Consider the following 22247-nt stretch of genomic DNA (forward strand, 5'->3'; position numbering starts at 1 on the left):
CGCCCCCGCCCCGGGTTTTTTATGATACGGCGACCTTCGAGATCTACTCCCTCCCTATCGTCGGCTGCGTCAGTTGTGTATAAGAGACTGGGCATGAACGCGACTGCGGGCGGCACCCCCGTCAAGGGGTGCCGCCCGCAGTCGAGCCAGAGGGGCCGGCGGGGGGAACCCCCACCGACCTGCTCACCGGCGGAGCCTAGTGGTGGCCGCCCTGCGCCTCGAGACGCTTGTACGAGGCCTCGATCTCGGCCTCGGCCTCGGTCCGGCCGACCCAGTTCGCGCCCTCGACCGACTTGCCCGGCTCCAGGTCCTTGTAGACCTCGAAGAAGTGCTGGATCTCCAGGCGGTCGAACTCGGACACGTGGTGGATGTCGCGCAGGTGCTCGACACGGGGGTCGGAGGCCGGCACGCACAGCAGCTTGTCGTCGCCGCCCGCCTCGTCCGTCATGCGGAACATGCCGATGGCGCGGCACTTGATCAGGCAGCCCGGGAAGGTCGGCTCGTCGAGGATGACCAGCGCGTCCAGCGGGTCGCCGTCCTCGCCGAGGGTGTTCTCGACGAAGCCGTAGTCGGCCGGGTAGCTGGTCGAGGTGAAGAGGCGACGGTCCAGACGGATCCGGCCGGTCTCGTGGTCCACCTCGTACTTGTTCCGCGAACCCTTGGGGATCTCGATGGTGACGTCGAACTCCACGTCCTGCTCCTCCATGATCAGCTTCAGCAGTCCGAATCGCTTCGGGACGGCATTTGATTCAAATACGCGCGCGTCCGGCCCCACCCTGCGGGTGGGGTGCCATGCTCGCGGCAAGACGCAGTGGTTAAGTGTCCCTCACGCATATGTGTGATCGCGAAAGGGGCTGGTCCGAGGTGCCATTGATCAAGACGTGGCAGCTCGTCGCGGGCTCGGCCGCCGCCGGCCTCGCCCTGTCGGCGGCAGTGGTGACCGCCTCCGGTCCGTGGGACTCCGGCCAGCGTAAGGCCGAGCGGGACAGGGCCGCCTCCTGGAGTCTTACGGGTGGCGCAGATCACGGTGCCGGCCCCGGCTCCGGCACCTTCCCGCAGGCCGCCCCCAGTGCCCCCGGGGTGCTCGGCGCGATCGGCCCCGGAGCCCCGCGCCCCCAGGCGGCCGCGGCCCCCGACGGCCTCGCCGCGGCCCTGCGGCCGCTGCTCGCCGACCCCGCGCTCGGCACCGTCCGCACCGCCTCCGTCGTCGATACCGCCACCGGGCAGGTGCTGTACGAGTCGGGGGCGCGGAACGCGATGACCCCCGCCTCCACCATCAAGATCGCCACCGCGGCGGCGGCCCTGGCCGCCCTGGGGCCCGAGCACCGGATCCGCACCGCCGTCGTGCCCGGCGCGGCCCCCGGCCAGATCCTCCTCGTCGGCGGCGGCGACCCCTCCCTCACCGCCAAGAAGAAGAGCCCGGCCGGATCCGGCGGCAGCCTGGTCGCCCTCGCCGCCGACACCGCCCAGGCCCTCAAGGCCGCCGGCACCGACAGCGTGAGCCTGGGCTACGACGACGGCCTCTACACCGGCCCCGTCCGCCACCCGATCGGCGACAACAACCCCAACATCGCGCCCGTCACCGCCCTGATGGCCGACGAGGGCCGCCCCGACGACTCCACCTCCGGGCCCGTGGAGCGCACCGGCGACCCGTCCGGGGACGCCGCCCGGGCCTTCGCCGGCCTGCTGACCGAGCGCGGGATCAAGGTCACCGGCGCACCCGCCCGGGCCAAGGCCCCCGAAGGCGCCCAGCCGCTGGCGGCCACCCACTCCACCCCGCTGGCCGGACTCGTCGAGCGGATGCTGACCCACAGCGACAACGACATCGCCGAGGCCCTCGCCCGCCAGACCGCCCTCGCCTCCGGCGAGCCCGCCAGCTTCGAAGGCGGTGAGAAGGCCGTCACCGCCAGGCTCGCCGCCCTCGGCGTCGACGTCTCCGGCTCCCGCTTCGCCGACGGCAGCGGGCTCAGCCGCGCCGACAGGGTCAGCACCGGCCTGCTGACGGCCCTGCTCGCCAAGGCCGCCGACCCGCAGCGGCCCGAGCTGCGGCCCGTCCTCACCGGCCTGCCCGTCGCCGGATTCACCGGCACCCTGCGCGCCCGCAACTCCGGCGGCTCACCGGCCGCCGGCCTGCTCCGCGCCAAGACGGGCACCCTGACCGGAGTGAACTCCCTCGCCGGCACCGTCGTCGACCGCTCCGGCCGGCTCCTCGCCTTCGCCTTCCTGACGGCGGGCAGCGCGGACGGCACGGCCGCCGAGAAGGGCCTCGACAAGCTGGCTGCGGCGGTGGCGGCCGCGCCGTAGGGGGTCCGCCCGGGCGAAGGTCCACGTACGGTTGACGCATGACGAGCATCGGTGGTGCGGAGATGGTCGACTGGAACCTCGCGGTGGCGACCGCGACCCGGCTGGTGCGGCCCGGCCCGGAGGTCAGCCGGGACGAGGCCCGGGCCGTCGTCGCGGAGCTGCGCGGACACGCCAGGACCTCGGAACGGCACGTACGCGAGTTCACCCGGATGATCCCGGACGGGACACCGGTCAACGACACCCCCGTCCTGGTCGTCGACCGGGCCGGCTGGGTCAAGGCCAACGTGGCCGGCTTCCGCGAGCTGCTCCAGCCGCTCCTCGGCAAGTTGCAGGACCGCCGCGCGGGCACCCCCGGAGCGGCCGTCTTCGGCGCGGTCGGCGGCAAGGTCACCGGCGTCGAGCTGGGCATGCTGCTGAGCTTCCTGGCCTCCCGGGTCCTCGGCCAGTACGAGACCTTCGCGCCGGTCTCCCGCGACCTGCCCGGCTCCACCGCCGGCGGCGGCCGGCTGCTGCTCGTCGCCCCGAACATCGTTCACGTCGAGCGCGAGCTGGAGGTGCACCCGCACGACTTCCGGCTGTGGGTCTGCCTGCACGAGGAGACGCACCGTACCCAGTTCACGGCCGTCCCGTGGCTGCGCGACCACCTCGAGGGCGAAATCCAGACGTTCCTCGGCGCCACCGAAGTCGACCCCGTCACCGTCCTGGAGCGGCTGCGCGAGGCCGCCCAGTCCTTCTCGGGCGCCCGCCCCGACGCCGAGCGCGGGGACGAGGGCCGCTCCCTCGTCGAGATCGTGCAGACCCCCGAGCAGCGCGAGGTGCTGGGCCGGCTCACCGCCGTCATGTCGCTGCTGGAGGGACACGCCGACTTCGTCATGGACGGGGTCGGCCCCCAGGTGGTGCCCTCGGTCGCCGAGATCCGCGAGAAGTTCCAGCAGCGCCGGGCCAGCGGCGCCGGCCGCCTCGACGCCGCGCTGCGCAAGCTCCTCGGCCTCGACGCCAAGCTGCGCCAGTACCGCGACGGCGAGCGGTTCGTGCGCGCCGTCGTCGACCAGGTCGGCATGGACGGCTTCAACCGCGTCTGGACCTCTCCGAACACACTGCCGACGAAGTCCGAGATCGCCAGGCCGGCGGAGTGGGTGGCCCGCGTACACCGCAAGGGGAGCGAAGAGAGCGAATAGGCGTGACGCAGGGGGCGTAAACATGTCTCGTTGGGGGAAGCAGCATCACCCGTCCGAGGGACCGTGGGCCGTGGAAGGGCGTGCGATGCTCGGGGAACGGCTCGGCTCTGTCACCATCGACGCACTCTGAGTGACATACCCGCCCTGCGGGGGCCGCCCCCCGGCACCCCCGACGCTCCACCCCCGACGCTCCACCCCCCGAAGCCTCCGAGGCATCCGAACTCCATCGAAGGGCACCGGACATGGGTCCCCATCCTGCGGTCGCGGCGATACGCCTGGCGGTCCGCCGCGCACTCCACGACGTCCTCACCGACCTCACCGGCCATCCCCGGATCCCGTCCGGTGCCGGCACCGTCGCCGGCCCCCGCACCGCGACCGGGCCCCTGCCACTCGTCCTCGTCGCCTGCTCCGGCGGCGCCGACTCCATGGCGCTCGCCTCCGCCCTGGCCTTCGAGGCGCCCAAGCTCGGCATCCGGGCCGGCGGCATCACCGTCGACCACGGACTCCAGCCCGGCTCCGACCTCCGCGCCGCCGAGGTCGTCATCCGCATGACCGCCCTCGGCCTCGACCCGGTGGAATCCGTCGCCGTGCGCGTCGGCCGCGACGGCGGTCCCGAGGCCGCGGCCCGCGACGCCCGCTACGGCGCCCTCGACGAGGCCGCCGACCGGCTGGGCGCCTCCGCCGTGCTGCTCGGACACACCCGGGACGATCAAGCCGAAACCGTCCTGCTGGGCCTCGCCCGCGGCTCCGGCATCCGCTCCCTCTCCGGCATGGCGGAGGTCAGCGGCGGACCCGGCCGCAGCCACCGCTACCGCCGCCCCTTCCTCCAGGTCGACCGGCAGACCGCCCGCAAGGCCTGCATGGTCCAGTCCCTCCCCGTCTGGGACGACCCGCACAACATCGACCCCGCCTACACCCGCTCCCGCCTGCGCCACGAAGGACTGCCCGCCCTGGAGAAGGCGCTGGGCAAGGGCGTCGTCGAAGCGCTCGCCCGCACCGCCCAGCTCTCCCGCGACGACGCCGACGCCCTGGACGCCTGGGCCGCCGAGGCGGAGAGCGGCGTACGCGACGAGGACGGCCGTCTGGAGTGCGCCAAGCTGTACGCCCTGCCCCCGGCCGTCCGCCGCCGGGTGCTGCGCAGGGCCGTGGTTGCCGCCGGTTCCCCCGCGGGCTCCCTCTTCGCCCGCCACATCGAGGAAGTCGACCGCCTCATCACCGGATGGCGCGGTCAGGGCGCCATCAACCTGCCCGGCCGGGTCGAGGCCCAGCGGCAGGGTGGCAGACTTGTCATCCGGCAGGGCTGATTGGTGCTGAAACACGGCTGAGTCCTCCGGGGGCACCCCCGGAGCCCCGGCCGACAACGAAAGTGATGCGGGTGGACGAGAAGGACATGGGCGGCGACCTCCAGTCGGTGCTCATCACCAAGGAAGAGATCGACGCGAAGCTGGCCGAGCTGGCCGCGAAGATCGACGCGGAGTACGCGGGCAAGGACCTGCTCATCGTCGGCGTCCTCAAGGGCGCGGTGATGGTGATGGCGGACCTGGCGCGTGCCTTGTCCACCCCGCTCACCATGGACTGGATGGCGGTGTCCTCGTACGGCGCCGGGACCCAGTCCTCCGGTGTGGTGCGGATCCTCAAGGACCTGGACACCGACATCAAGGACAAGCACGTCCTGATCGTCGAGGACATCATCGACTCGGGCCTCACGCTGTCCTGGCTGCTGTCGAACCTGGGCTCGCGCCAGCCGGCCTCCCTCGAGGTCGTCACGCTGCTGCGCAAGCCCGACGCCGCGAAGGTCGCGATCGACGTGAAGTGGGTCGGCTTCGACATCCCGAACGAGTTCGTCGTCGGCTACGGCCTCGACTACGCGGAGAAGTACCGCAACCTGCCGTTCGTCGGCACGCTCGCCCCGCACGTCTACGGCGGCTGACCCCGCTCCCGCCCCGCGCCCCCGGCGCGCCCCGGAAGCTCCGGGGAACCTGGGGGCGATTCCCGCCGTTGAAGCAGGGGAAGGCGGGTCTGTCAGCCGTCCCACGAGGCCGCGGGTGACAATACAGGGGTACATTCCGAAGAACAGTCTTTACTCACAGCAGCATTTACCTACGGGCAGGAGGGACGGGGTGCTCTGCGCCCCGTATGGATGGACGTGAAGCGATACTTCCGTGGGCCGGTCATGTGGATCGTGCTGGCCGTCCTCGCCGTGGTCGTGTTGATGAATGTCGTCGGCTCCGGCGGCGGCTACAAGTCGGTGGACACCAGCGAGGTCATCAAGGCGATCAACAGTGGCCAGGTGGAGACAGCCAAGCTGACCACCGGCGACAGCCAGATGATCAAGATCGAGCTGAGCGACGGCCAGAAGCTCGGCAAGCACGACGGCACCAAGTTCCAGGCCAACTACATCGGGGATCAGGGCGTACAGCTCGCCCAGAACCTCCAGACCAAGTACGAAGCCGGTCAGATCCCGGACGGCTACTCCGTCACTCCGGACAAGACCAGCCCGTTCCTGAGCGTGCTGCTCTCGCTCCTGCCCTTCGTCCTCATCGTCGTGGTCTTCCTGTTCCTGATGAACCAGATGCAGGGCGGCGGCTCCCGAGTCATGAACTTCGGGAAGTCCAAGGCCAAGCTCATCACCAAGGACACCCCGAAGACGACGTTCGCCGATGTCGCGGGCTCGGACGAGGCCGTCGAGGAACTCCACGAGATCAAGGAGTTCCTCCAGGAGCCGGCGAAGTTCCAGGCCGTCGGCGCCAAGATCCCCAAGGGCGTGCTGCTGTACGGCCCGCCCGGCACCGGCAAGACCCTGCTCGCGCGCGCCGTCGCGGGTGAAGCCGGCGTCCCCTTCTACTCGATCTCCGGTTCCGACTTCGTCGAGATGTTCGTCGGTGTCGGTGCCTCGCGTGTCCGTGACCTGTTCGAGCAGGCCAAGGCCAACGCGCCGGCGATCGTCTTCGTCGACGAGATCGACGCCGTCGGCCGGCACCGCGGTGCGGGTCTCGGCGGCGGCCACGACGAGCGCGAGCAGACCCTCAACCAGCTGCTGGTCGAGATGGACGGATTCGACGTGAAGGGCGGCGTCATCCTGATCGCCGCCACGAACCGTCCCGACATCCTCGACCCGGCGCTGCTGCGCCCGGGCCGCTTCGACCGGCAGATCGCGGTCGACCGTCCGGACATGCAGGGCCGTCTGGAGATCCTCAAGGTCCACCAGAAGGGCAAGCCGGTCGCCCCGGACGTCGACCTGGGCGCGGTCGCCCGTCGCACGCCCGGCTTCACCGGTGCCGATCTCTCCAACGTCCTGAACGAGGCCGCGCTCCTCACGGCCCGCTCGGACAAGAAGCTGATCGACAACCACTCGCTGGACGAGGCCATCGACCGTGTCGTGGCGGGCCCGCAGAAGCGGACCCGGATCATGTCGGACCGGGAAAAGAAGATCACCGCGTACCACGAGGGCGGACACGCCCTGGTCGCGGCGGCCTCGCCGAACTCCGACCCGGTCCACAAGATCACGATCCTGTCCCGCGGCCGGGCACTGGGCTACACCATGGTCCTGCCCGACGAGGACAAGTACTCGACCACGCGCAACGAGATGCTCGACCAGCTCGCGTACATGCTGGGCGGGCGCGCGGCCGAGGAGCTGGTCTTCCACGACCCGACCACGGGCGCGGCGAACGACATCGAGAAGGCCACGGCGACGGCCCGCGCGATGGTCACCCAGTACGGGATGACCGAGCGCCTCGGGGCCATCAAGTTCGGCGGCGACAACACCGAGCCGTTCCTGGGCCGCGAGATGTCGCACCCGCGGGACTACTCGGAAGAGGTCGCGGCGCTGGTCGACGAAGAGGTCAAGAAGCTCATCGAGACCGCGCACAACGAGGCCTGGGAGATCCTCGTCGAGAACCGTGACATCCTCGACAACCTGGTCCTCGCGCTGCTGGAGAAGGAGACGCTGAACAAGGAGCAGATCGCCGAGATCTTCTCGACGATCGTGAAGCGTCCGGCCCGCCCCGCGTGGACCGGCTCCTCCCGCCGCACCCCCTCCACCCGTCCGCCGGTGCTCTCTCCCAAGGAGCTCCAGCTGACGAACTCCGCGAACGGCACGTCGGCGGCCGCCGCCGTCACGCCGGTCTCGACGGAGAAGGGCATCGAGGTGGCCCCCGAGGACCGCCCCGAAGCCTGATCCACCCGGAATGGAAGCCGCGCCCCCCAGGTTCTAGCCTGGGGGGCGCGGCACTTTTACAGGAACGAGGAAGCAATGACGGACCCAGTGACCCTGACCGGCGACGAGGGCACGATCGGCGTGTTCGACGAGAAGCGCGCCGAGGCGGCGGTCCGTGAGCTCCTGATCGCGGTCGGCGAGGACCCGGACCGCGAGGGCCTCCTGGAGACCCCGGCGCGCGTGGCGCGGGCCTACAAGGAGATATTCGCCGGCCTCTACCAGAAGCCCGAAGAGGTCCTGACCACGACGTTCGACCTGGGCCACGACGAGATGGTCCTGGTGAAGGACATCGAGGTCATGTCCAGCTGCGAACATCACCTCGTCCCGTTCCACGGCGTGGCGCACGTCGGCTACATACCCTCCACGGACGGCAAGATCACCGGCCTGTCCAAGCTGGCCCGCCTGGTGGACGTGTTCGCCCGCCGCCCCCAGGTGCAGGAGCGGCTGACCACGCAGATAGCGGACTCCCTGATGGAGATCCTGGACCCGCGCGGGTGCATCGTGGTCATCGAGTGCGAGCACATGTGCATGACCATGCGAGGCGTCCGCAAGCCCGGCGCGAAGACCATCACCTCGGCGGTCCGCGGCCAGCTCCGCGACCCCGCGACGCGCAACGAGGCGATGTCACTGATCATGGCTCGCTAGCCGGATTGTCAGACCTGTCCGATAACGTCGTTGATCAGGTGAATCATCGCTGATCAGGGGGCGGGATGGGTGGGCTGCCGAGCAAGCAGGTGGTGAACGGGGTGGACGGGCGCGCTCGGGCCGGAACCGTCAGCGTGGGTGACCGACTGTGGACGCTCACCGGGTCGCGGACGGTGCAGACGACTGTGACGGCGGTGCAGGCCGTCAAAGCCCGCGAAGTCGTGGATGTGGTTACGGACCGGCAGACGTTCCGCGTGGCTCCGGACCAGCTCCTGGCCACCTCTGCCGGGTGGCTGCCTGCGGCAGAGGCCGCGGGCAGCGCCGTAGCCTGGACTCCACCGCGCAAATTGTGTCGCCAGCGGCTCAAGGCCCGGTCCGGTTATGAGTTCGGCTACTGGGTGGGTGCAACCTGTGCCGACGGGACGGTCGGGAAGAACTATGTGTCCCTCATCGTCAATGACGCGGGCTTTGCCAGCCGGTATGCGGGGTGCCTGACGGTGGCGACCGGCCTCGCTGCCCGCTTGGAGCCGGTCACCCGGCCCTCGGGTTATCTCCAGCGGGATCTCCCAGGCTTCCGAGTGCGCGTCGTCGCGTCTTACCTCGCCGATCTGATGAGGCAGTACGTGGGCGGTGATGCCCACCACATGCGGCAGCGTTTCCCCCGAGTTGTGCTGCGGGATGATGCAACCTTCGATGGCTTCCTCGACGGCTACGTGGACGGTGACGGGCACCGTATCCGCGGAGACTGGGGGTGCCGGGTCGTGACGAGCGCCAATGTGCCCTTCCTGCGGGAATGGGCAGAGGTCATCGGGGCGAAGTTCACACCTGCCGGCGCTCCCGGGCGCGCATCGCGCCTCTACATCTCCGATACCTGGAGGCAGCGGGGCACCTTCCAACGCGAGGAGCACCCCCTCCTGCTCAAGGAGTCCATGCAGGCCAACGTGTTGGAGGTCCGGCCCCACACCGCCACCGGCGCCAAGCCCTTCACCCTCTACACCTACGACCTCGACCCATACCCCGGCTTCCTCGTGAACGGCCACCTGGTCCGCGCTCCCGGCTGACGACTCAGGCCCGGGCCGGGGCCTCCGGGGTGTCGTCGTCCTCCGGGAGCTTCAGTACGTGCTCCAGGAAGAGCGCCGCGGCGACGACCGCCGCGCCCGCCAGGACCGAGAAGCCGGCGTACCAGGCCTGGTCGCGGCGGGCGGGCACGTCGAGGGCCTCGGTCAGCAGGAAGACGCCGACACCGCCGTACGCGCCCGCGACCAGGGCCGCGACCAGCGCACTGGCCTGCCCGAAGACCACCGCACGGGCCGCCATCAGCGGCTCCACACCCTTGGCCTCGGGCCGGCGCTCACGCTGCGCCTTGAGCCGGGAGCGCATCGACAGCGCCGTCGCGAGCAGGACCGCCGCGATGACGCCCAGGACGATGGGGGCGGCCAGCGGAACGCCCGGCAGCGTGCCGTACGCGTTCCACAGCCGAGCGCCCGCCCAGGACAGCACCCCGGAGGCGGCGAAGATGCCCGCCAGGACCGCCGGCCTCAATTGCTTCACTTGCCAGATCCCCGCTTTCTGCGCCAACCGTCAGCAGTCCACAGGCTCGCACAATTCGCTGTGCATCCGTAGCGATCGTGTCCGGTTCTGGCCGTGATGTCTGTACTGCGTTGAGGTCGCATAGGAGTTCGCGGGTCGAATGCGTGCCCTTTCGGCGGGGTCGTCGTTGATCGGATGACAGCACCGGTCGGCAGGGGGTGTGCTCGCCAAGCAGCACCGACTGCGCCGACTGTCCGAGTTCCTGCAGGCCAAGGCCGACCGCTGCCGGCGCCTCATCGCCGGCGACGGGCAGCACGCCCTGGCGGCCAAGCACACCGCCTTGAGCGACGAGAACCAGCCGACCGGACCGGTCCAAGACCGGCTCCACACGGCAGCAGGCATCATGCCCCGCGCCCAGGCGACGCAGGGCACCCTCCCCCGCCGGGCCCTCGGGGCCGGCGGGAAAGCGTCCGGAGGGACACGCTCACACGGAGTCGGTACGGCTGCCTCGCGCAGCCCACCGATACCAGGGCGTGACGGCGATCGGCACACCCACCAGCAGCCGGCACCGGCCGCGAGGAGCAACCCTGGGTGCGGGATTCCACCTGCACGCCCACGCCAGCCCTCCACGGTGGGAGATTCCGCTCCCGGACACGCGTCCGGCCGCAGGATCAGCCAGCCGATCAGAGACGCGAACGACTACTCCGGCAGGCGGAGTTCCAGGTCGGGGCGCGGCGTGACGCCCGTGAGGCCGATTCCGGCCAGGAGGGTGCTGACGCCTCCGTGGCCCGGGATCTGGGCCTCCGGGTCGATGTCGTGCCACGGGGCCAGGACGAAGGCGCGCTGGTGGGCGCGCGGGTGCGGCAGGGTGAGGACCGGGTCGTCGGAGACGACCTCGGCGTACGAGACGATGTCGACGTCGATCGTGCGCGGGCCCCAGCGCTCCTCGCGGACGCGGTCGAAGGCCTCTTCGATGGCGTGGCCGCGCTCCAGGAGCGAGGACGGGGGCAGCGTGGTGCGCACCTTGACGACCGCGTTGAAGTACGCGGGCTGCGAGCCGGGCTCGACGCCCCACGGCTCGGTCTCGTAGACGGGGGAGACGGCCTTGACCCGCAGGCCCGGGGTGTCGCCGAGGGCGTCGATGGCGCCCTGCAGGGTCTCCAGCCGGTTGCCGAGGTTCGCGCCGAGCGCGATCACGGCCCATTTCGGGTTGGACAGCGTGGTGTCCGCCGCGTCGACGGTCTCGACGACTGAGGCGGGTACCGGCTGGACGGTGGGGTCGCTCTGTGCGTTCAGTCCGTTGTTCATGCGCGGCTCCGGGTGATCGTGATGGTCACGTCGTCGAAGGGGACGGTGATGGGTGCGTCCGGTTTGTGGACGACGACCTCCACCTGTGCCACCGCTTCGTGCTTGAGGCACTGCTGGGCGATCCGCTCGGCAAGAGTCTCGATCAGGTCGACGGGCTCTCCCTGGACCACGTCGACGACCTCCTCGGCGACGACCCCGTAGTGCACGGTCTTCGCCAGGTCGTCTCCGGCCGCCGCGGGGCGGGTGTCGAGGTGCAGCACCAGGTCGACGATGAAGGTCTGGCCCTCCTCGCGCTCCCGGGGGAAGACGCCGTGGTGCCCGCGAGCCTTGAGGCCGCGCAGCGCGACACGATCCACGCGAATCACTCCTGCTTTCGTAGGTTCTTCCGGCCCCGGGACTCCCGGGGCCATGGGCCTACGCCGAGTGCGGTCGGCGTCGTCCGTCTTCGAATTTACCTGCGAAATACCCATGACCCCGCCGTAGGGGTCAGGAGGTGTCCTCCTCCTCGTCCTCGTCGGACTCCGTGAGCACCGGTGAACCGTGGTGGGACCAGAGCCGCCAGCCCTCGGATGTGCGTCGGAACACATTCGTCGCGACGACCAGCTGGCCGACGAGCGGGCCCAGTTCCCCGCCGTCCTCGGCGGGTCCGCCGCTGAGGATGTTCTCGGTGCAGGTGACGAGGGCGGTGTCGCCGATGAGGGCGACCTTGGTGTCGGTGAGGAAGAACTGGATGTAGTCGGTGTGGGACATGATCAGCGCGTACGAGCGGAGTACCTCGCCGCGGCCGGAGAGGACCGGCCAGCCGGGGTGTACGCAGGAGATCTCGTCGTCGAGCCAGAGTGCCGACAGGGCGTCGAAGTCCCCCTGCTCCATGGCCTCGTAGAAGGCCGTGTTGACCTCTTCGACGGCTTCGATGTCGGTTCTGCTCACAGGGCTCCTTCTCGTTCGGTGGTCACAGCGCTCCTTCCACGGCCCGGGCCACCCGAACCGCGTCCGCGGTCGCCCGTACCTCGTGGACCCGTACGGCCCAGGCGCCCTGGTGGGCGGCGATGGCCGAGACGGCGGCCGTGGCGGCGTCGCGCTCGCGGGCCGGCGGCGGGGCGGCGTCGGAGCTGCCGGCCAGGACCCGGCCGAGGAAACGCTTCCTCGAGGCGGCGACCAGCAGCGGGAAGCCGAGGGCGCGCAGCTCGGGCAGGCGGGCCACGAGGGCGAGGTCGTGCTCGGCGTTCTTGGCGAAGCCCAGTCCGGGGTCGACGAGGAGCCGCTCGGGGGCGATTCCGCCGGCGACGACGGCGTCGATGCGGGTGCGGAGCTCGGCGGTGACCTCGGCGAGGACGTCCTCGTAGACGGCGAGGCGGTTCATTCCGTCGCTGAAGCCGCGCCAGTGCATCACCACGAAGGGGACCTCGGCCGCGGCGACCGCCGGGATCATGCCGGGGTCGGCGAGCCCGCCGCTGACGTCGTTGACCAGGCGCGCGCCGGCGGCGACGGCCCGGGCGGCGACGGAGGCGCGCATGGTGTCCACGGAGACGGTGACGCCCTCGGAGGCCAGGCCGCGCACCACGGGGACGACCCGGCGCAGCTCCTCCTCCTCGTCGACGCGGGAGGCGCCGGGGCGGGTGGACTCGCCGCCGACGTCGATGAGGTCGGCGCCCTGGGCGGCGAGGTCGAGGCCGCGCTTGACGGCCGCGGTGGTGTCGAACCAGCGGCCGCCGTCGGAGAACGAGTCGGGGGTGACGTTGACGACGCCCATGACCGCGCAGCGGTCCCAGTCGGGCAGGCCTGTGACCTGGCCCCGGGGGGCCGGGCCGCGGTTGCTGTTCATGGGTTCAGGGTAGAGCCCTCGGCTTGGGGTGCCTCAATCGACGGCGGGGCCGGGGGCGGGCAGGTGGCGGGCCGGTGGCGGGCCGGGGGCGGCTCGTAAACGCCTGCTGGGCTGGGGTCCCTGGCGGGGGACCCCAGCCCAGCAGGCGGGAGGGGGCGGGTCAGGCCGCCTGGACCTCGCGTTCCTGCTGCTTGGGGACGGTCGGCACGTGGTGGTGGGCGCAGGTGCGGACCGGCTTGGGGCGGCGGCGGCTGGCGAACAGGCGGGGCAGTGCCAGCGTGACGAAGCCCTCGGCCTGCATGGCGGCGAAGCCGATGCGGGGCAGGTCGCGGGTGGTGCGGAAGACCACGAAGCGGGGCTCCCAGCGGGGCCGGAACTTCGCGTTGAACTTGTACAGCGACTCGATCTGGAACCAGCGGGACAGGAAGACCAGCAGGTTGCGCCACATCCGCAGGACCGGGCCGGCGCCGATCTTCTCGCCGCGGGCCAGGGCCGAGCGGAACATCGCGAAGTTCAGGGAGACCTTCTCGATGCCGAGGGCCGGGGCGGCCTCCAGGGAGGCGACGATCAGCAGCTCGTTCATGCCGGGGTCGGCCCCGCGGTCGCGGCGCATGAGCTCCAGGGACATGCCGTCCTTGCCCCACGGCACGAAGTGCTGGATCGCCTTGAGGTCGCCGAAGGGGCTGGTGTCGCCCTCCTCGTCGCGGTGGGCGGTGGCGATGAAGCAGTCGCCGTCGCCCGGGTCGCCGACCCGGCCCAGGGCCATGGAGAAGCCGCGCTCGGTGTCGGTGCCGCGCCAGGCCTCGGAGGCGGCGCGGACCTGCTCGAGTTCGGTCTCGGTGAGCTCGCTGACCCGGCGGACCTTGGTGGTGTAGCCGTTGCGCTCGATGCGCTTCACCATCTGGCGGACATTGCGCATGGCGCGGCCGGAGAGGGAGAAGTCTTTGACGTCGACAATCGCCTCGTCACCCAGCTCCAGCGCGTCGAGCCCGGTCTCGCGGGTCCAGACCTCGCCGCCGGTCTCGCTGCATCCCATGACGGCCGGGGTCCAGGAGTGGGCCTTGGCCTCCTCCATGAACCGCTCGATGGCGCCGGGCCAGGCCTCGACGTCGCCGATGGGGTCGCCGGAGGCGAGCATCACGCCGGAGACGACGCGGTAGGTGACGGCGGCCTTGCCGCTGGGGGAGAAGACGACGGCCTTGTCGCGGCGGAGCGCGAAGTGGCCGAGGGAGTCGCGGCCGCCGTGCTTGGCGAGGAGCCCGCGCAGCTTGGCCTCGTCGTCCTCGGTGAGCCGGGCGGCCGGGTGCTCGGGGCGGAAGGCCAGGTAGATGGTGGTGAGCGCGGTCAGCATGCCGAGGGCGCCGAGGGAGTAGCCGACGGTCCAGGACACCCGGCCGGCGTAGTCCACGGGGCCCTCGTAGCCGAAGAGCCCGTAGACCACGTGCGTGATCTGCTCGTACAGGCCCGGGTTGCCGACGACCTTGCCCGGGTGGACGTTCACGATGACCAGGCCGAGTCCGATGGAGCCGGCGCTCATCAGGACGAAGTTCGCGAGCGCCTTCCAGCGGCTGCGCGGGTCGGGCAGGGCCTTGAATTCACTCTGGTGGCGCAGGAGCAGGGCCAGGAGCACCGCTGCGATGATCACGCCGATGACCGAGTGCCGGTACGTGAACTGCGCCGCGGCGCCCGCGGGGAGCAGGACCACGGCGGCCCGCCAGGCCCGCCGCTTGTGGCGCTTGAGGCCGTGGGCGAGCAGCAGGAGCAGTACGCCCGCGCTGATGGACAGGGCCGCGGCGAAGGGGCCCAGGGAACCGGGCAGCACTTCGGTGACGGCGTGGATCCGGCTGTGCCGGAACCGCGGGAAGACGCCCGCCGCGATGTCCAGAAGGCCGACGATCATGACGGCCGTACCTACGAGGCCGGGCACCGACTCCGGCTGTGGGCCTCGGAGGATTCGGCGGACCCTGCTCGGAACCTGTCCCGACTTATCGCCATCTATCCTGCTAGACATCGCTTCCCGTTGCTCCGCGAGAGATCATGTGGCCGAAGGCCGCGACAGCCTCCGGTGTGTGGTGCGTCCCTTAGGACGACATCGACGGACAGCGGGTTCACTCATCCGTCGGAAATTTCCAGTCCTGCCATCAGAAAGTCGACTGTCTGCTCATGGGTCTCACCAGTAATACGGTTCTGGCGCTGGCCGTCCTCGCCGGTGTGCTGCTCTTCGCCGCCACGGTCTGGTTCTGGCCGAAGCTCTCGGGCCGCACCTGGCGCGCGTTCTCCGGCCGGATCGGACTCCTGCTGGCGACCCAGCTGGCGCTCTTCTCGGCTGTGGGCCTCGCGGCGAACAAGTCGTTCCTCTTCTACGGTTCCTGGGCCGACCTGCTCGGGCAGGAGACGTCCGTGGGCAAGGTCGTCGACCACTCGATGAGCAGCAAGGACATCAAGGTCGTCGACAAGCAGAAGCTGGACGTGCCGGGCGGCGCCAAGCCCCAGGTCGGCGGGCAGATCCTGAAGGTTGCCATATCCGGGCAGAAGTCGAAGATCACGAGCCCGGGCTACGTCTGGCTCCCGCCGGAGTACTTCCAGCCGCAGCACAAGGACGAGAACTTTCCCGCGTCCATCGTCCTGACCGGCTACCCGGGCACCGCCGAGAACCTGATCAAAGGGCTCGACTACCCGATGAAGGCCTTCAGCCTGTCCAAGGCGGGCAAGATGAAGCCGATGATCCTGGTCATGCTGCGGCCGACGGTCGCGCCGCCGCGCGACACCGAGTGCGTGGACGTACCCGGCGGCCCGCAGACGGAGACCTTCTTCGGCGTGGACCTGCCGCAGGCCATCAAGGACACCTTCCGGGTGGGCAAGGAAGCCAAGAACATGGGCTTCATCGGCAACTCGACCGGCGGCTACTGCGCCCTGAAGATCGCCGCGCACTACCCGCAGACCTTCGGCGCCGCCGCCGGGCTGTCCGCGTACTACGACGCCCCCGACGACCCGACGACCGGTGACCTGTTCCACGGTGACGCCAAGCTGAAGGAGCGTGCGAACGTCCTGCAGAGCATCAAGGACAAGAAGCCGACGGGTACGTCCTTCCTGGTCACCAGCAGCGAGATCGGCGAGCCGAACCTCGCCGACACCAAGAAGTTCATCAAGCTGGTCAAGGGCCCGGACCGGGTCTCCTCGATCATCCTCGACAGCGGCGGCCACAACTTCAACACGTGGCGCCGCGAGATCCCGCCGATGCTGACGTGGATGAGCGGCCGCATCCAGGCCTGACGGCCGTGCGTGCGCAGGACAGGGGGAAGGGCCCGGCTCCGGCCGGGCCCTTCCCCTTTCCCTTTCCCGTGGTTCTCAGGCCTCCTGCAACTGGGCCCGGCGCAGGGCCCGGTGGACGCCCTCCGGGGTGAGTACGCCGACCAGCTCGCCGGAGTCCGGGTCCGTGACCCCGATCCGGCCCGAGTCCTCCTGGAGCAGGGCGGACAGCGCCTCGCGCAGGCTCGCGCCCAGCTCCACGGCCGCGGCCGGGGCGGGGGAGCCGGCGTCGGCCGCGGCCAGGTCGGCCGGCCCGACCGTGGTGACCGCGAGCCGCTTGAGGCCGCGGTCGGAGCCGACGAAGGTGGCCACGTAGTCGGTGGCGGGTGCGGCGAGCACGGCCGCGGGGCTCGCGAACTGCTCGATGGTGCCCGCCCCGTAGACCGCCATGCGGTCGCCGAGCCGGATCGCCTCCTCCAGGTCGTGGGTGACCAGCAGGATCGTCTTGCGCACGGTCTTCTGCAGCGCCAGGAACTCGTTCTGCAGCCGCTCGCGCACCACCGGGTCCACCGCGCCGAACGGCTCGTCCATCAGCAGTACCGGCGGATCGGCGGCGAGCGCGCGGGCCACGCCGACGCGCTGGCGCTGCCCGCCCGACAGCTGCTCCGGGTACCGGCTCCCGTACACGGCCGGGTCCAGGCCCACCAGTTCGAGCAGCTCGGCCGCCCGGGCGCGGGCCTTGGCCTTGGGGGTGCCGATGAGCTGGGGCACGGTCGCCGTGTTCTCCAGCACCGTCTTGTGCGGGAACAGCCCGACCTGCTGGATGACGTAGCCGATGCGGCGGCGCAGCTCGACCGGGTCGGCGGCGGAGATGTCCTCGCCGCCGAGCAGGATCCGGCCGGAGGTCGGCTCGATGAGGCGGTTGACCATCTTCATCGTGGTCGTCTTGCCGCAGCCGGACGGTCCCACGAGCGTGACCAGCTCACCCTCCGCCACCTCGAAGGACAGGTCGTCGACGGCCGTCGTCCCGTCGGGGTAGCGCTTGGTCACATGCTCGAATCGGATCACATCCCCATCCTTCCCTACCCGCTCGCCCTTACCGGCGAAGGATTTATGAGGAGAGTGTTACGTCGGTGCGAAGGGATCCGGCCATTGTCCGTGGCTGGGGTTAGGGTCGCACTTGTACGCGAGCCGGTGACGGGGGGTGAGGGCATGGCGGGGCAGAACTGCCTCGTGGCGAACGACTGGATCTGCTGGGAGTACGTCTCCTCCCGCTCCCAGGAGCTCACCGACGCCACCCTCGAGCACATCTGGATCACGGGCGTGTCGGTCGTCATCGGCATCGCCGTGTCGGTTCCGCTCGCCCTGCTGGCGCGGCGCGGCCGGCGCTGGGCGGCGCCCGTGCTCGCCTTCACCACGCTGCTCTACACGATCCCCTCGCTCGCCATGTTCTCCCTGCTGCTGCCCGTGTTCGGGCTGTCGGCGGCGCTCGTGGTGACCGGCCTGGTGCTGTATTCGCTGACCATCCTGGTCCGCAATGTGCTGGCCGGGCTGGAAGCCGTCCCCGAGGAGGTGCGGGAGGCCGCGCGCGGCATGGGGTACGGGCCGGGGCGGCTGCTGTGGCAGGTCGAACTGCCGCTGGCGCTGCCCGCGCTGCTCGCCGGGGTGCGGATCGCCACCGTCTCCACGGTCGCGCTGACCACGGTGGGCTCCATCGTGGGCAAGGGCGGCCTCGGCAATCTCATCGCCCCGGCCGTGAACAGCTCCTTCAAGGCCCAGGTGCTCACCGCCTCGGTGCTGTGCGTGCTGCTCGCGCTCGTGGCGGACCTGCTGCTGCTCGGCGTGCAGCGGCTGCTCACGCCGTGGACCCGTCCGGCCCGCCCCGAGCGCAGGGTCCGTACCGCCCGGTCCCTGAAGGGGGCCTGAGGCGATGGGCGTGCTGGGAGGGGCCTGGGACTGGCTGGCCGACGGTGCCAACTGGTCGGGGGAGAGCGGCGTCTGGCACCGGCTGGGCGAGCACGTCTACGTCAGCGGGATCGCTCTGGCGATCGCCTGCGCGGTGGCCCTGCCCGTCGGCCTGTACCTCGGCCACCTCGGCAAGGGCGGCGCCCTCGCCGTCAACGTCTCCAACATCGGCCGCGCCGTGCCGGTCTTCGCGGTGCTGGCCCTGTTCATGGTCTCCCCGCTGCGCAACGCGGGTTATCTGCCGACCATCGCCGCGCTCGTGCTGTTCGCCGTTCCGCCGCTGCTGACGAACGCGTACGTGGGCATGCGCGAGGTGGACCGCTCGGTGGTGGAGGCCGCCCGGGGCATGGGCATGTCCGGCGGCCAGCTCTTCTTCCGGGTGGAGCTGCCGCTCGCCCGGCGCCTGGTGATGACCGGCCTGCGCTCGGGCGCTGTGCAGGTCATCGCCACGGCCACGATCGCGGCGATGGTCGGCCAGGGCGGTCTCGGCCGGATCATCACCGCCGGATTCAACACGTACAACACCGCTCAGGTCGTCGCCGGCGCCCTGCTGGTGGCGGCGCTGGCCCTGGTGGTGGAGGGTGCCCTGGTGGCGGCGGAGCGGCTGCTGCCGCGGCCGGCGGGCGCCACGTCCCGCTGATCCCCCGATCCCTCGATCCCCCGATCCCTTTTCCCCGCCTCGAACGGAGTACCTCCATGAGCAAGACCACGCGCGTCCTCGGCGCGTCCCTGGGCGGCCTCGCCCTGACGGTGTCGCTGGCCGCGTGCGGCGGCGACAGCCTGGAGAAGAGCAAGGACGGCGGCTCGGCCTCCGCCTCCGGGGGCGACAAGGGCGCCCTGGTGATCGGCGCGGCCGGGTTCACCGAGTCCAACGTGCTGGCCGAGCTGTACGCGCAGGTCCTCAAGGACGCCGGTTACAGCACGTCGATCAAGACGGTCAACAACCGCGAGCTGTACGAACCGTCGCTGGAGAAGGGCGAGATCGACGTCGTCCCGGAGTACGCGGCCACCCTCGCGGAGTTCCTGAACGCCAAGGTGAACGGCCCCAAGGCGCCCGAGGAGAAGCCCGTCGCGTCGAGCGACGTCGCGGCGACGGTGGCGGCCCTGGAGAAGCTCGCCGCCCCGCTCGGCCTGAAGGCGCTGCCCGCCGGTTCGGCGGTCGACCAGAACGCCTTCGCGGTGACCAAGGAATTCGCCCAGAAGAACAACCTGAAGTCCCTTTCCGATCTTGGAAAGTCCGGGCTGAAGGTGAAGATCGCGGCGGGTGACGAATGCGCCGTCCGCCCGTTCTGCGCCCCCGGGTTGACGAAGACGTACGGAATCCAGGTTTCCGGTATTGACCCCAAGGGTGTCGGCACCCCGCAGGCCAAGCAGGCGGTGAAGGACGGCACCGACCAGCTGGTGCTGACCACCACCACGGACGCCACGCTCGACAGCTACGGTCTGGTCCTGCTCGAGGACGACAAGAAGCTCCAGAACGCCGACAATGTGCTGCCCGTGGTCAACGCCAAGGACGCGGGCGCCCCCGAGATCGCGGCCGCGCTGGGCAAGGTGACCCAGGCGCTCACGACGGCCGACCTGGTCGACCTGAACCGCAAGGTGGACGCCGAGCGCGCCAAGCCGGCGGACGTGGCGAAGGCCTACCTGGAGTCGAAGGGCCTTCTCAAGAAGTAGCAGTTACCGGGTTGATGGAGAATTGTGGGTTAACTGCCCGGCAAGAGATTGCCGGGCGGGTACCCCACATGGCCTCTACGCCCTGTAAATTTCAGGCCATGCCCCGTGGACGCCACCGCAATCCCGAACCTCTGCACCGGCTGCTCACGCCGACGGCCGTCGCCGGTGTGTCCCTCGCCGGTGCCGGCGCGGCCTGGCTGCTCGCGGAACCAGTGGCGCTGAGGCTGCTCGTGGCCCTCACGGCCGCCGCCGGGGTCGCGGGCGCCGTCGTGATGCGCGCCTGGGACCGCTCGGCGGGCCGCCGCGTCGCGGAGCTGGCGCGCGAGCGGGTCAAGGACGAGTGGAAGACGGACGAGCGGATAGCCGAGCTCGAATCCGACCTCGAAGAGGCCCGGATGCTGCGCGCCAGGCTGGACGCCAAACTGCGCGCCAAGCGCGTCGAACTGGCCGGACTGCGCGGAGAGCACGCGGCGCTGCTCCGGCGGTACGCCACCGCCGAGACCGAACGCGCCAGCGCCCTTGAGGGCCGCCGGCTGCTGGCCATCGAGGCCACCTCGGGCCCGGCCGCGGCGCCCAGGGAACTGACGGCGGGCTCCGAGGAGCGCACCTCGGCGGGCGCGCCGACCGCGGTCGGCTACGCCCGCGCCCACGCGGCGCTGAGCGCGCTGGCCCGCAAGGAGCGGACGCGCGCGCTGCCGCCGGCCCCCTCCGCCCCGGCCCCCGCGGCCCGGGTTCCGGCCCCGGTCCCGGCCCGCCGGCCGGCCGCGGCGGTGGCCCCGTACGCGGCGCAGCGGCGCACCGCCTCGCGCACCGAGGGCGGCTTCGACTTCTTCGGCACCAAGAACGCGGCGCAGGCCCGCGCGGCGATCGAGGCGGTCCAGAACGAGGACCTGGCCGACGTGGTCGGCGCGGAGGCCCTCGCGGTCCACGAGGCGGAGTCGGCGCGCACCCCGGCCGCCGAACCGGTGGACGCTGCTCCGGCGGACGAACTGCCCGCGGACGAGGCGCCTGAGGACGAGCTGCCCGCGGACGAGGCGCCCGCGGACGAGGCGCCCGCGGACGAGGCGCCCGCGGACGAGGCGCCCGCGGACGAGGCGCCCGCCGCGGCCCAGGTCATCGACCTGACCGCGCACGACGAGACCGAGCCGATCGACGTGGCCCGGCTGCGCACCGCCATCTCCTAGGACCGCGAAGATCTCCTAGAACAGCGGCAACTGCCCCGGATGCGGCCCGAGCACGAACCCTCCCCCAGCTACCGCTGGGAGGTGCCCCCACAGGGTCGGCGCCGAGGCGCCGAGCACCACCCGGGCCCGGGAGCCCGGGCAGGAGACCAGGTCGGCGCGGCCGCGCCCGTCGGGAGGATCGTGGCGGGCGATCCGGCCGCCGGTGACGGCGCAGTCGCGGCCGCAGGCAGGGCAGGCCCGGCGGGGGGAAGAGGACATGGCCCCAAGTCTGCCCTGCCGCACCGACATCAGCCCTGCCGGGCCGCCAGCCACGCCTCGTGGGCCGTGCACACCCGGTCCCACAGGGCGGTCCGGTCCGCCGGCGTCAGATCGTCCAGCTCCCGCCCGAAGACGGTCGCGATGACCTCGTAGAACTCCTCCCGGCCGGTCAGCTCCCGGTCGCTCGGCCCCTTCACCGCGTCGATGCGGGTCAGGATCCGCCCGCGCATCAGGTCGATGGATTCGGCGTCCCGGCGCAGCAGGGCCAGGGTGCGCACGAAGGAGGAGTCCTCGGCCGTGGACAGCCTCAGGTGCTCCGCCTCGAACTCGTCCATGCCGGCCGCGGCGGACCGGAAGTTCATCTGGGGGAAGGGGCTGCCCGGGTTGTGGTAGGTCCAGCCCTCCACCGGCCCGGCAAGGCGCTCCAGCCGGTAGCCGAAGCCGCCCTGCTCGTACGCGCCTTCGCGCAGCGGCAGCGGCTCGTAGGGGCCGTCGCCGAGACCCACGTCGACCAGGTACGCCTCGCCGCCGACCCGCACGGTCAGCGCGAGGTGGTTGCCGTTGACGTCCTGCGCGCCGGTCTCCTCGTAGACGCCGCCCACGTGCCGGGTGACGTCGTAGCCGAGGTGTTCGAGGAGCGCGGCGAAGGCCCCGTTGAGGTGGAAGCAGTAGCCCCCGCGTCCGGCGGCGAAGCGGCGGGCCGACAGCTCGGGGCCGATGCCGGGCGGCCGGCCGAGCTGGATGTCGATGTTCTCGTACGGGACGCGCTCCAGATGGGCCCGCTGGAGGGCGAAGAGCCCTTCGGCGGAGGGCACGGCGGGGGCGGTCACGCCCAGTCGTCGCAGATACGCGTCGAATATGCCAGAAGTCATGTGATCACCCTATGGGTCACATGCCTGGATTTCCCGTCA

General features: G+C 71.1%; 22 protein-coding genes. 12 read left to right on the forward strand and 10 right to left on the reverse strand.

Going from position 1 to position 22247, the window contains the following annotated elements:
• Positions 1 to 196 precede the first annotated feature (196 nt).
• Positions 197 to 691 (reverse strand): inorganic diphosphatase, encoded by a 495-nt coding sequence (locus ACFWP3_RS20025; protein ID WP_008742522.1) that lies wholly within the window; start codon positions 689 to 691, stop codon positions 197 to 199.
• Between the two features lie 173 nt (positions 692 to 864).
• Here ACFWP3_RS20025 and dacB point away from each other — a divergent pair, with 173 nt between their 5' ends.
• The 7 genes from dacB (at position 865) to ACFWP3_RS20060 (ending at position 9404) form a co-directional block, all read left to right on the forward strand.
• Positions 865 to 2304: a D-alanyl-D-alanine carboxypeptidase/D-alanyl-D-alanine-endopeptidase gene (gene dacB, locus ACFWP3_RS20030; protein WP_384222709.1), complete on the forward strand. Its 1440-nt coding sequence runs from the start codon at positions 865 to 867 to the stop codon at positions 2302 to 2304.
• A 38-nt stretch (positions 2305 to 2342) separates the two neighbouring features.
• Positions 2343 to 3482: a zinc-dependent metalloprotease gene (locus ACFWP3_RS20035; protein WP_384222712.1), complete on the forward strand. Its 1140-nt coding sequence runs from the start codon at positions 2343 to 2345 to the stop codon at positions 3480 to 3482.
• A gap of 242 nt (positions 3483 to 3724) precedes the next feature.
• Positions 3725 to 4786, forward strand: coding sequence for a tRNA lysidine(34) synthetase TilS (gene tilS / locus ACFWP3_RS20040; RefSeq protein WP_384222714.1), 1062 nt, complete (start codon positions 3725 to 3727; stop codon positions 4784 to 4786).
• Positions 4787 to 4851: 65 nt separating this feature from the next.
• Entirely contained in the window at positions 4852 to 5412 is a 561-nt protein-coding gene (gene hpt / locus ACFWP3_RS20045; RefSeq protein ID WP_362394741.1) for a hypoxanthine phosphoribosyltransferase, read from the forward strand.
• A 210-nt stretch (positions 5413 to 5622) separates the two neighbouring features.
• Positions 5623 to 7659, forward strand: a complete 2037-nt coding sequence (gene ftsH, locus ACFWP3_RS20050) for an ATP-dependent zinc metalloprotease FtsH (RefSeq protein ID WP_384222717.1) — start codon at positions 5623 to 5625, stop codon at positions 7657 to 7659.
• A 75-nt stretch (positions 7660 to 7734) separates the two neighbouring features.
• On the forward strand, positions 7735 to 8343 hold the full coding sequence (folE, locus tag ACFWP3_RS20055) for a GTP cyclohydrolase I FolE (protein WP_384222719.1): 609 nt from the start codon (positions 7735 to 7737) through the stop codon (positions 8341 to 8343).
• A gap of 65 nt (positions 8344 to 8408) precedes the next feature.
• Positions 8409 to 9404, forward strand: a complete 996-nt coding sequence (locus ACFWP3_RS20060) for a hypothetical protein (RefSeq protein ID WP_384222721.1) — start codon at positions 8409 to 8411, stop codon at positions 9402 to 9404.
• A 4-nt stretch (positions 9405 to 9408) separates the two neighbouring features.
• On the opposite strand, the gene ACFWP3_RS20065 is transcribed toward ACFWP3_RS20060, so the two are convergent.
• The 6 genes from ACFWP3_RS20065 to ACFWP3_RS20090 form a co-directional block, all read right to left on the reverse strand.
• Complete coding sequence (locus ACFWP3_RS20065; protein WP_384222722.1) at positions 9409 to 9894, reverse strand: DUF3180 domain-containing protein; 486 nt, start codon at positions 9892 to 9894, stop codon at positions 9409 to 9411.
• A gap of 678 nt (positions 9895 to 10572) precedes the next feature.
• Positions 10573 to 11181: a 2-amino-4-hydroxy-6-hydroxymethyldihydropteridine diphosphokinase gene (folK, locus tag ACFWP3_RS20070; RefSeq protein ID WP_384222725.1), complete on the reverse strand. Its 609-nt coding sequence runs from the start codon at positions 11179 to 11181 to the stop codon at positions 10573 to 10575.
• Positions 11178 to 11537, reverse strand: coding sequence for a dihydroneopterin aldolase (gene folB / locus ACFWP3_RS20075; protein WP_030010912.1), 360 nt, complete (start codon positions 11535 to 11537; stop codon positions 11178 to 11180). The genes folK and folB overlap by 4 nt, the downstream gene beginning before the upstream one ends.
• Before the next feature lie 130 nt (positions 11538 to 11667).
• Positions 11668 to 12111: a nuclear transport factor 2 family protein gene (locus ACFWP3_RS20080; protein ID WP_384222727.1), complete on the reverse strand. Its 444-nt coding sequence runs from the start codon at positions 12109 to 12111 to the stop codon at positions 11668 to 11670.
• A 22-nt stretch (positions 12112 to 12133) separates the two neighbouring features.
• The gene (gene folP, locus ACFWP3_RS20085; protein ID WP_384222730.1) at positions 12134 to 13006 is read right to left on the reverse strand and encodes a dihydropteroate synthase; all 873 of its coding nucleotides are present in this window, start codon (positions 13004 to 13006) and stop codon (positions 12134 to 12136) included.
• A gap of 160 nt (positions 13007 to 13166) precedes the next feature.
• Positions 13167 to 15017 (reverse strand): phosphatidylglycerol lysyltransferase domain-containing protein, encoded by a 1851-nt coding sequence (locus ACFWP3_RS20090; protein WP_384222732.1) that lies wholly within the window; start codon positions 15015 to 15017, stop codon positions 13167 to 13169.
• A gap of 152 nt (positions 15018 to 15169) precedes the next feature.
• Here ACFWP3_RS20090 and ACFWP3_RS20095 point away from each other — a divergent pair, with 152 nt between their 5' ends.
• Entirely contained in the window at positions 15170 to 16279 is a 1110-nt protein-coding gene (locus ACFWP3_RS20095; RefSeq protein ID WP_384222734.1) for an alpha/beta hydrolase-fold protein, read from the forward strand.
• 75 nt (positions 16280 to 16354) lie between these two features.
• Here ACFWP3_RS20095 and ACFWP3_RS20100 read toward each other — a convergent pair whose 3' ends face one another.
• On the reverse strand, positions 16355 to 17323 hold the full coding sequence (locus ACFWP3_RS20100) for an ABC transporter ATP-binding protein (RefSeq protein ID WP_384222737.1): 969 nt from the start codon (positions 17321 to 17323) through the stop codon (positions 16355 to 16357).
• 144 nt (positions 17324 to 17467) lie between these two features.
• On the opposite strand from ACFWP3_RS20100, the gene ACFWP3_RS20105 reads away from it, so the two are divergent.
• From ACFWP3_RS20105 to ACFWP3_RS20120, 4 genes are all read left to right on the forward strand, one after another.
• Positions 17468 to 18181, forward strand: coding sequence for an ABC transporter permease (locus ACFWP3_RS20105; RefSeq protein ID WP_384222740.1), 714 nt, complete (start codon positions 17468 to 17470; stop codon positions 18179 to 18181).
• 4 nt (positions 18182 to 18185) lie between these two features.
• Positions 18186 to 18860, forward strand: coding sequence for an ABC transporter permease (locus ACFWP3_RS20110; protein ID WP_384222742.1), 675 nt, complete (start codon positions 18186 to 18188; stop codon positions 18858 to 18860).
• Positions 18861 to 18916: 56 nt separating this feature from the next.
• On the forward strand, positions 18917 to 19894 hold the full coding sequence (locus ACFWP3_RS20115) for an ABC transporter substrate-binding protein (protein WP_384222744.1): 978 nt from the start codon (positions 18917 to 18919) through the stop codon (positions 19892 to 19894).
• Positions 19895 to 19992: 98 nt separating this feature from the next.
• Positions 19993 to 21078 (forward strand): hypothetical protein, encoded by a 1086-nt coding sequence (locus tag ACFWP3_RS20120; protein WP_384222747.1) that lies wholly within the window; start codon positions 19993 to 19995, stop codon positions 21076 to 21078.
• A gap of 15 nt (positions 21079 to 21093) precedes the next feature.
• Here ACFWP3_RS20120 and ACFWP3_RS20125 read toward each other — a convergent pair whose 3' ends face one another.
• Positions 21094 to 21336: a hypothetical protein gene (locus tag ACFWP3_RS20125; protein ID WP_384222749.1), complete on the reverse strand. Its 243-nt coding sequence runs from the start codon at positions 21334 to 21336 to the stop codon at positions 21094 to 21096.
• Positions 21337 to 21365: 29 nt separating this feature from the next.
• Positions 21366 to 22208, reverse strand: a complete 843-nt coding sequence (locus tag ACFWP3_RS20130) for an arylamine N-acetyltransferase (RefSeq protein WP_384222751.1) — start codon at positions 22206 to 22208, stop codon at positions 21366 to 21368.
• Between the last annotated feature and the right edge of the window lie 39 nt (positions 22209 to 22247).

It is taken from the genome of Streptomyces sp. NPDC058525 (genome assembly GCF_042719495.1).
GTDB lineage: Bacteria > Actinomycetota > Actinomycetes > Streptomycetales > Streptomycetaceae > Streptomyces.

Bases quoted from the DNA above. Each gene is read 5' to 3' on its own strand.
- ACFWP3_RS20120 (WP_384222747.1), top strand. From the start codon at position 19,993: ATGCCCCGTGGACGCCACCGCAATCCCGAACCTCTGCACCGGCTGCTC.
- folP (WP_384222730.1), bottom strand. From the start codon at position 13,006: ATGAACAGCAACCGCGGCCCGGCCCCCCGGGGCCAGGTCACAGGCCTG.
- ACFWP3_RS20105 (WP_384222740.1), top strand. From the start codon at position 17,468: ATGGCGGGGCAGAACTGCCTCGTGGCGAACGACTGGATCTGCTGGGAG.
- ACFWP3_RS20110 (WP_384222742.1), top strand. From the start codon at position 18,186: ATGGGCGTGCTGGGAGGGGCCTGGGACTGGCTGGCCGACGGTGCCAAC.
- folK (WP_384222725.1), bottom strand. From the start codon at position 11,181: ATGAACAACGGACTGAACGCACAGAGCGACCCCACCGTCCAGCCGGTA.
- ACFWP3_RS20035 (WP_384222712.1), top strand. From the start codon at position 2,343: ATGACGAGCATCGGTGGTGCGGAGATGGTCGACTGGAACCTCGCGGTG.
- tilS (WP_384222714.1), top strand. From the start codon at position 3,725: ATGGGTCCCCATCCTGCGGTCGCGGCGATACGCCTGGCGGTCCGCCGC.
- ACFWP3_RS20060 (WP_384222721.1), top strand. From the start codon at position 8,409: ATGGGTGGGCTGCCGAGCAAGCAGGTGGTGAACGGGGTGGACGGGCGC.
- folE (WP_384222719.1), top strand. From the start codon at position 7,735: ATGACGGACCCAGTGACCCTGACCGGCGACGAGGGCACGATCGGCGTG.
- ACFWP3_RS20130 (WP_384222751.1), bottom strand. From the start codon at position 22,208: ATGACTTCTGGCATATTCGACGCGTATCTGCGACGACTGGGCGTGACC.
- ACFWP3_RS20090 (WP_384222732.1), bottom strand. From the start codon at position 15,017: ATGTCTAGCAGGATAGATGGCGATAAGTCGGGACAGGTTCCGAGCAGG.
- ftsH (WP_384222717.1), top strand. From the start codon at position 5,623: ATGGACGTGAAGCGATACTTCCGTGGGCCGGTCATGTGGATCGTGCTG.
- ACFWP3_RS20095 (WP_384222734.1), top strand. From the start codon at position 15,170: ATGGGTCTCACCAGTAATACGGTTCTGGCGCTGGCCGTCCTCGCCGGT.
- hpt (WP_362394741.1), top strand. From the start codon at position 4,852: ATGCGGGTGGACGAGAAGGACATGGGCGGCGACCTCCAGTCGGTGCTC.
- ACFWP3_RS20125 (WP_384222749.1), bottom strand. From the start codon at position 21,336: ATGTCCTCTTCCCCCCGCCGGGCCTGCCCTGCCTGCGGCCGCGACTGC.
- ACFWP3_RS20115 (WP_384222744.1), top strand. From the start codon at position 18,917: ATGAGCAAGACCACGCGCGTCCTCGGCGCGTCCCTGGGCGGCCTCGCC.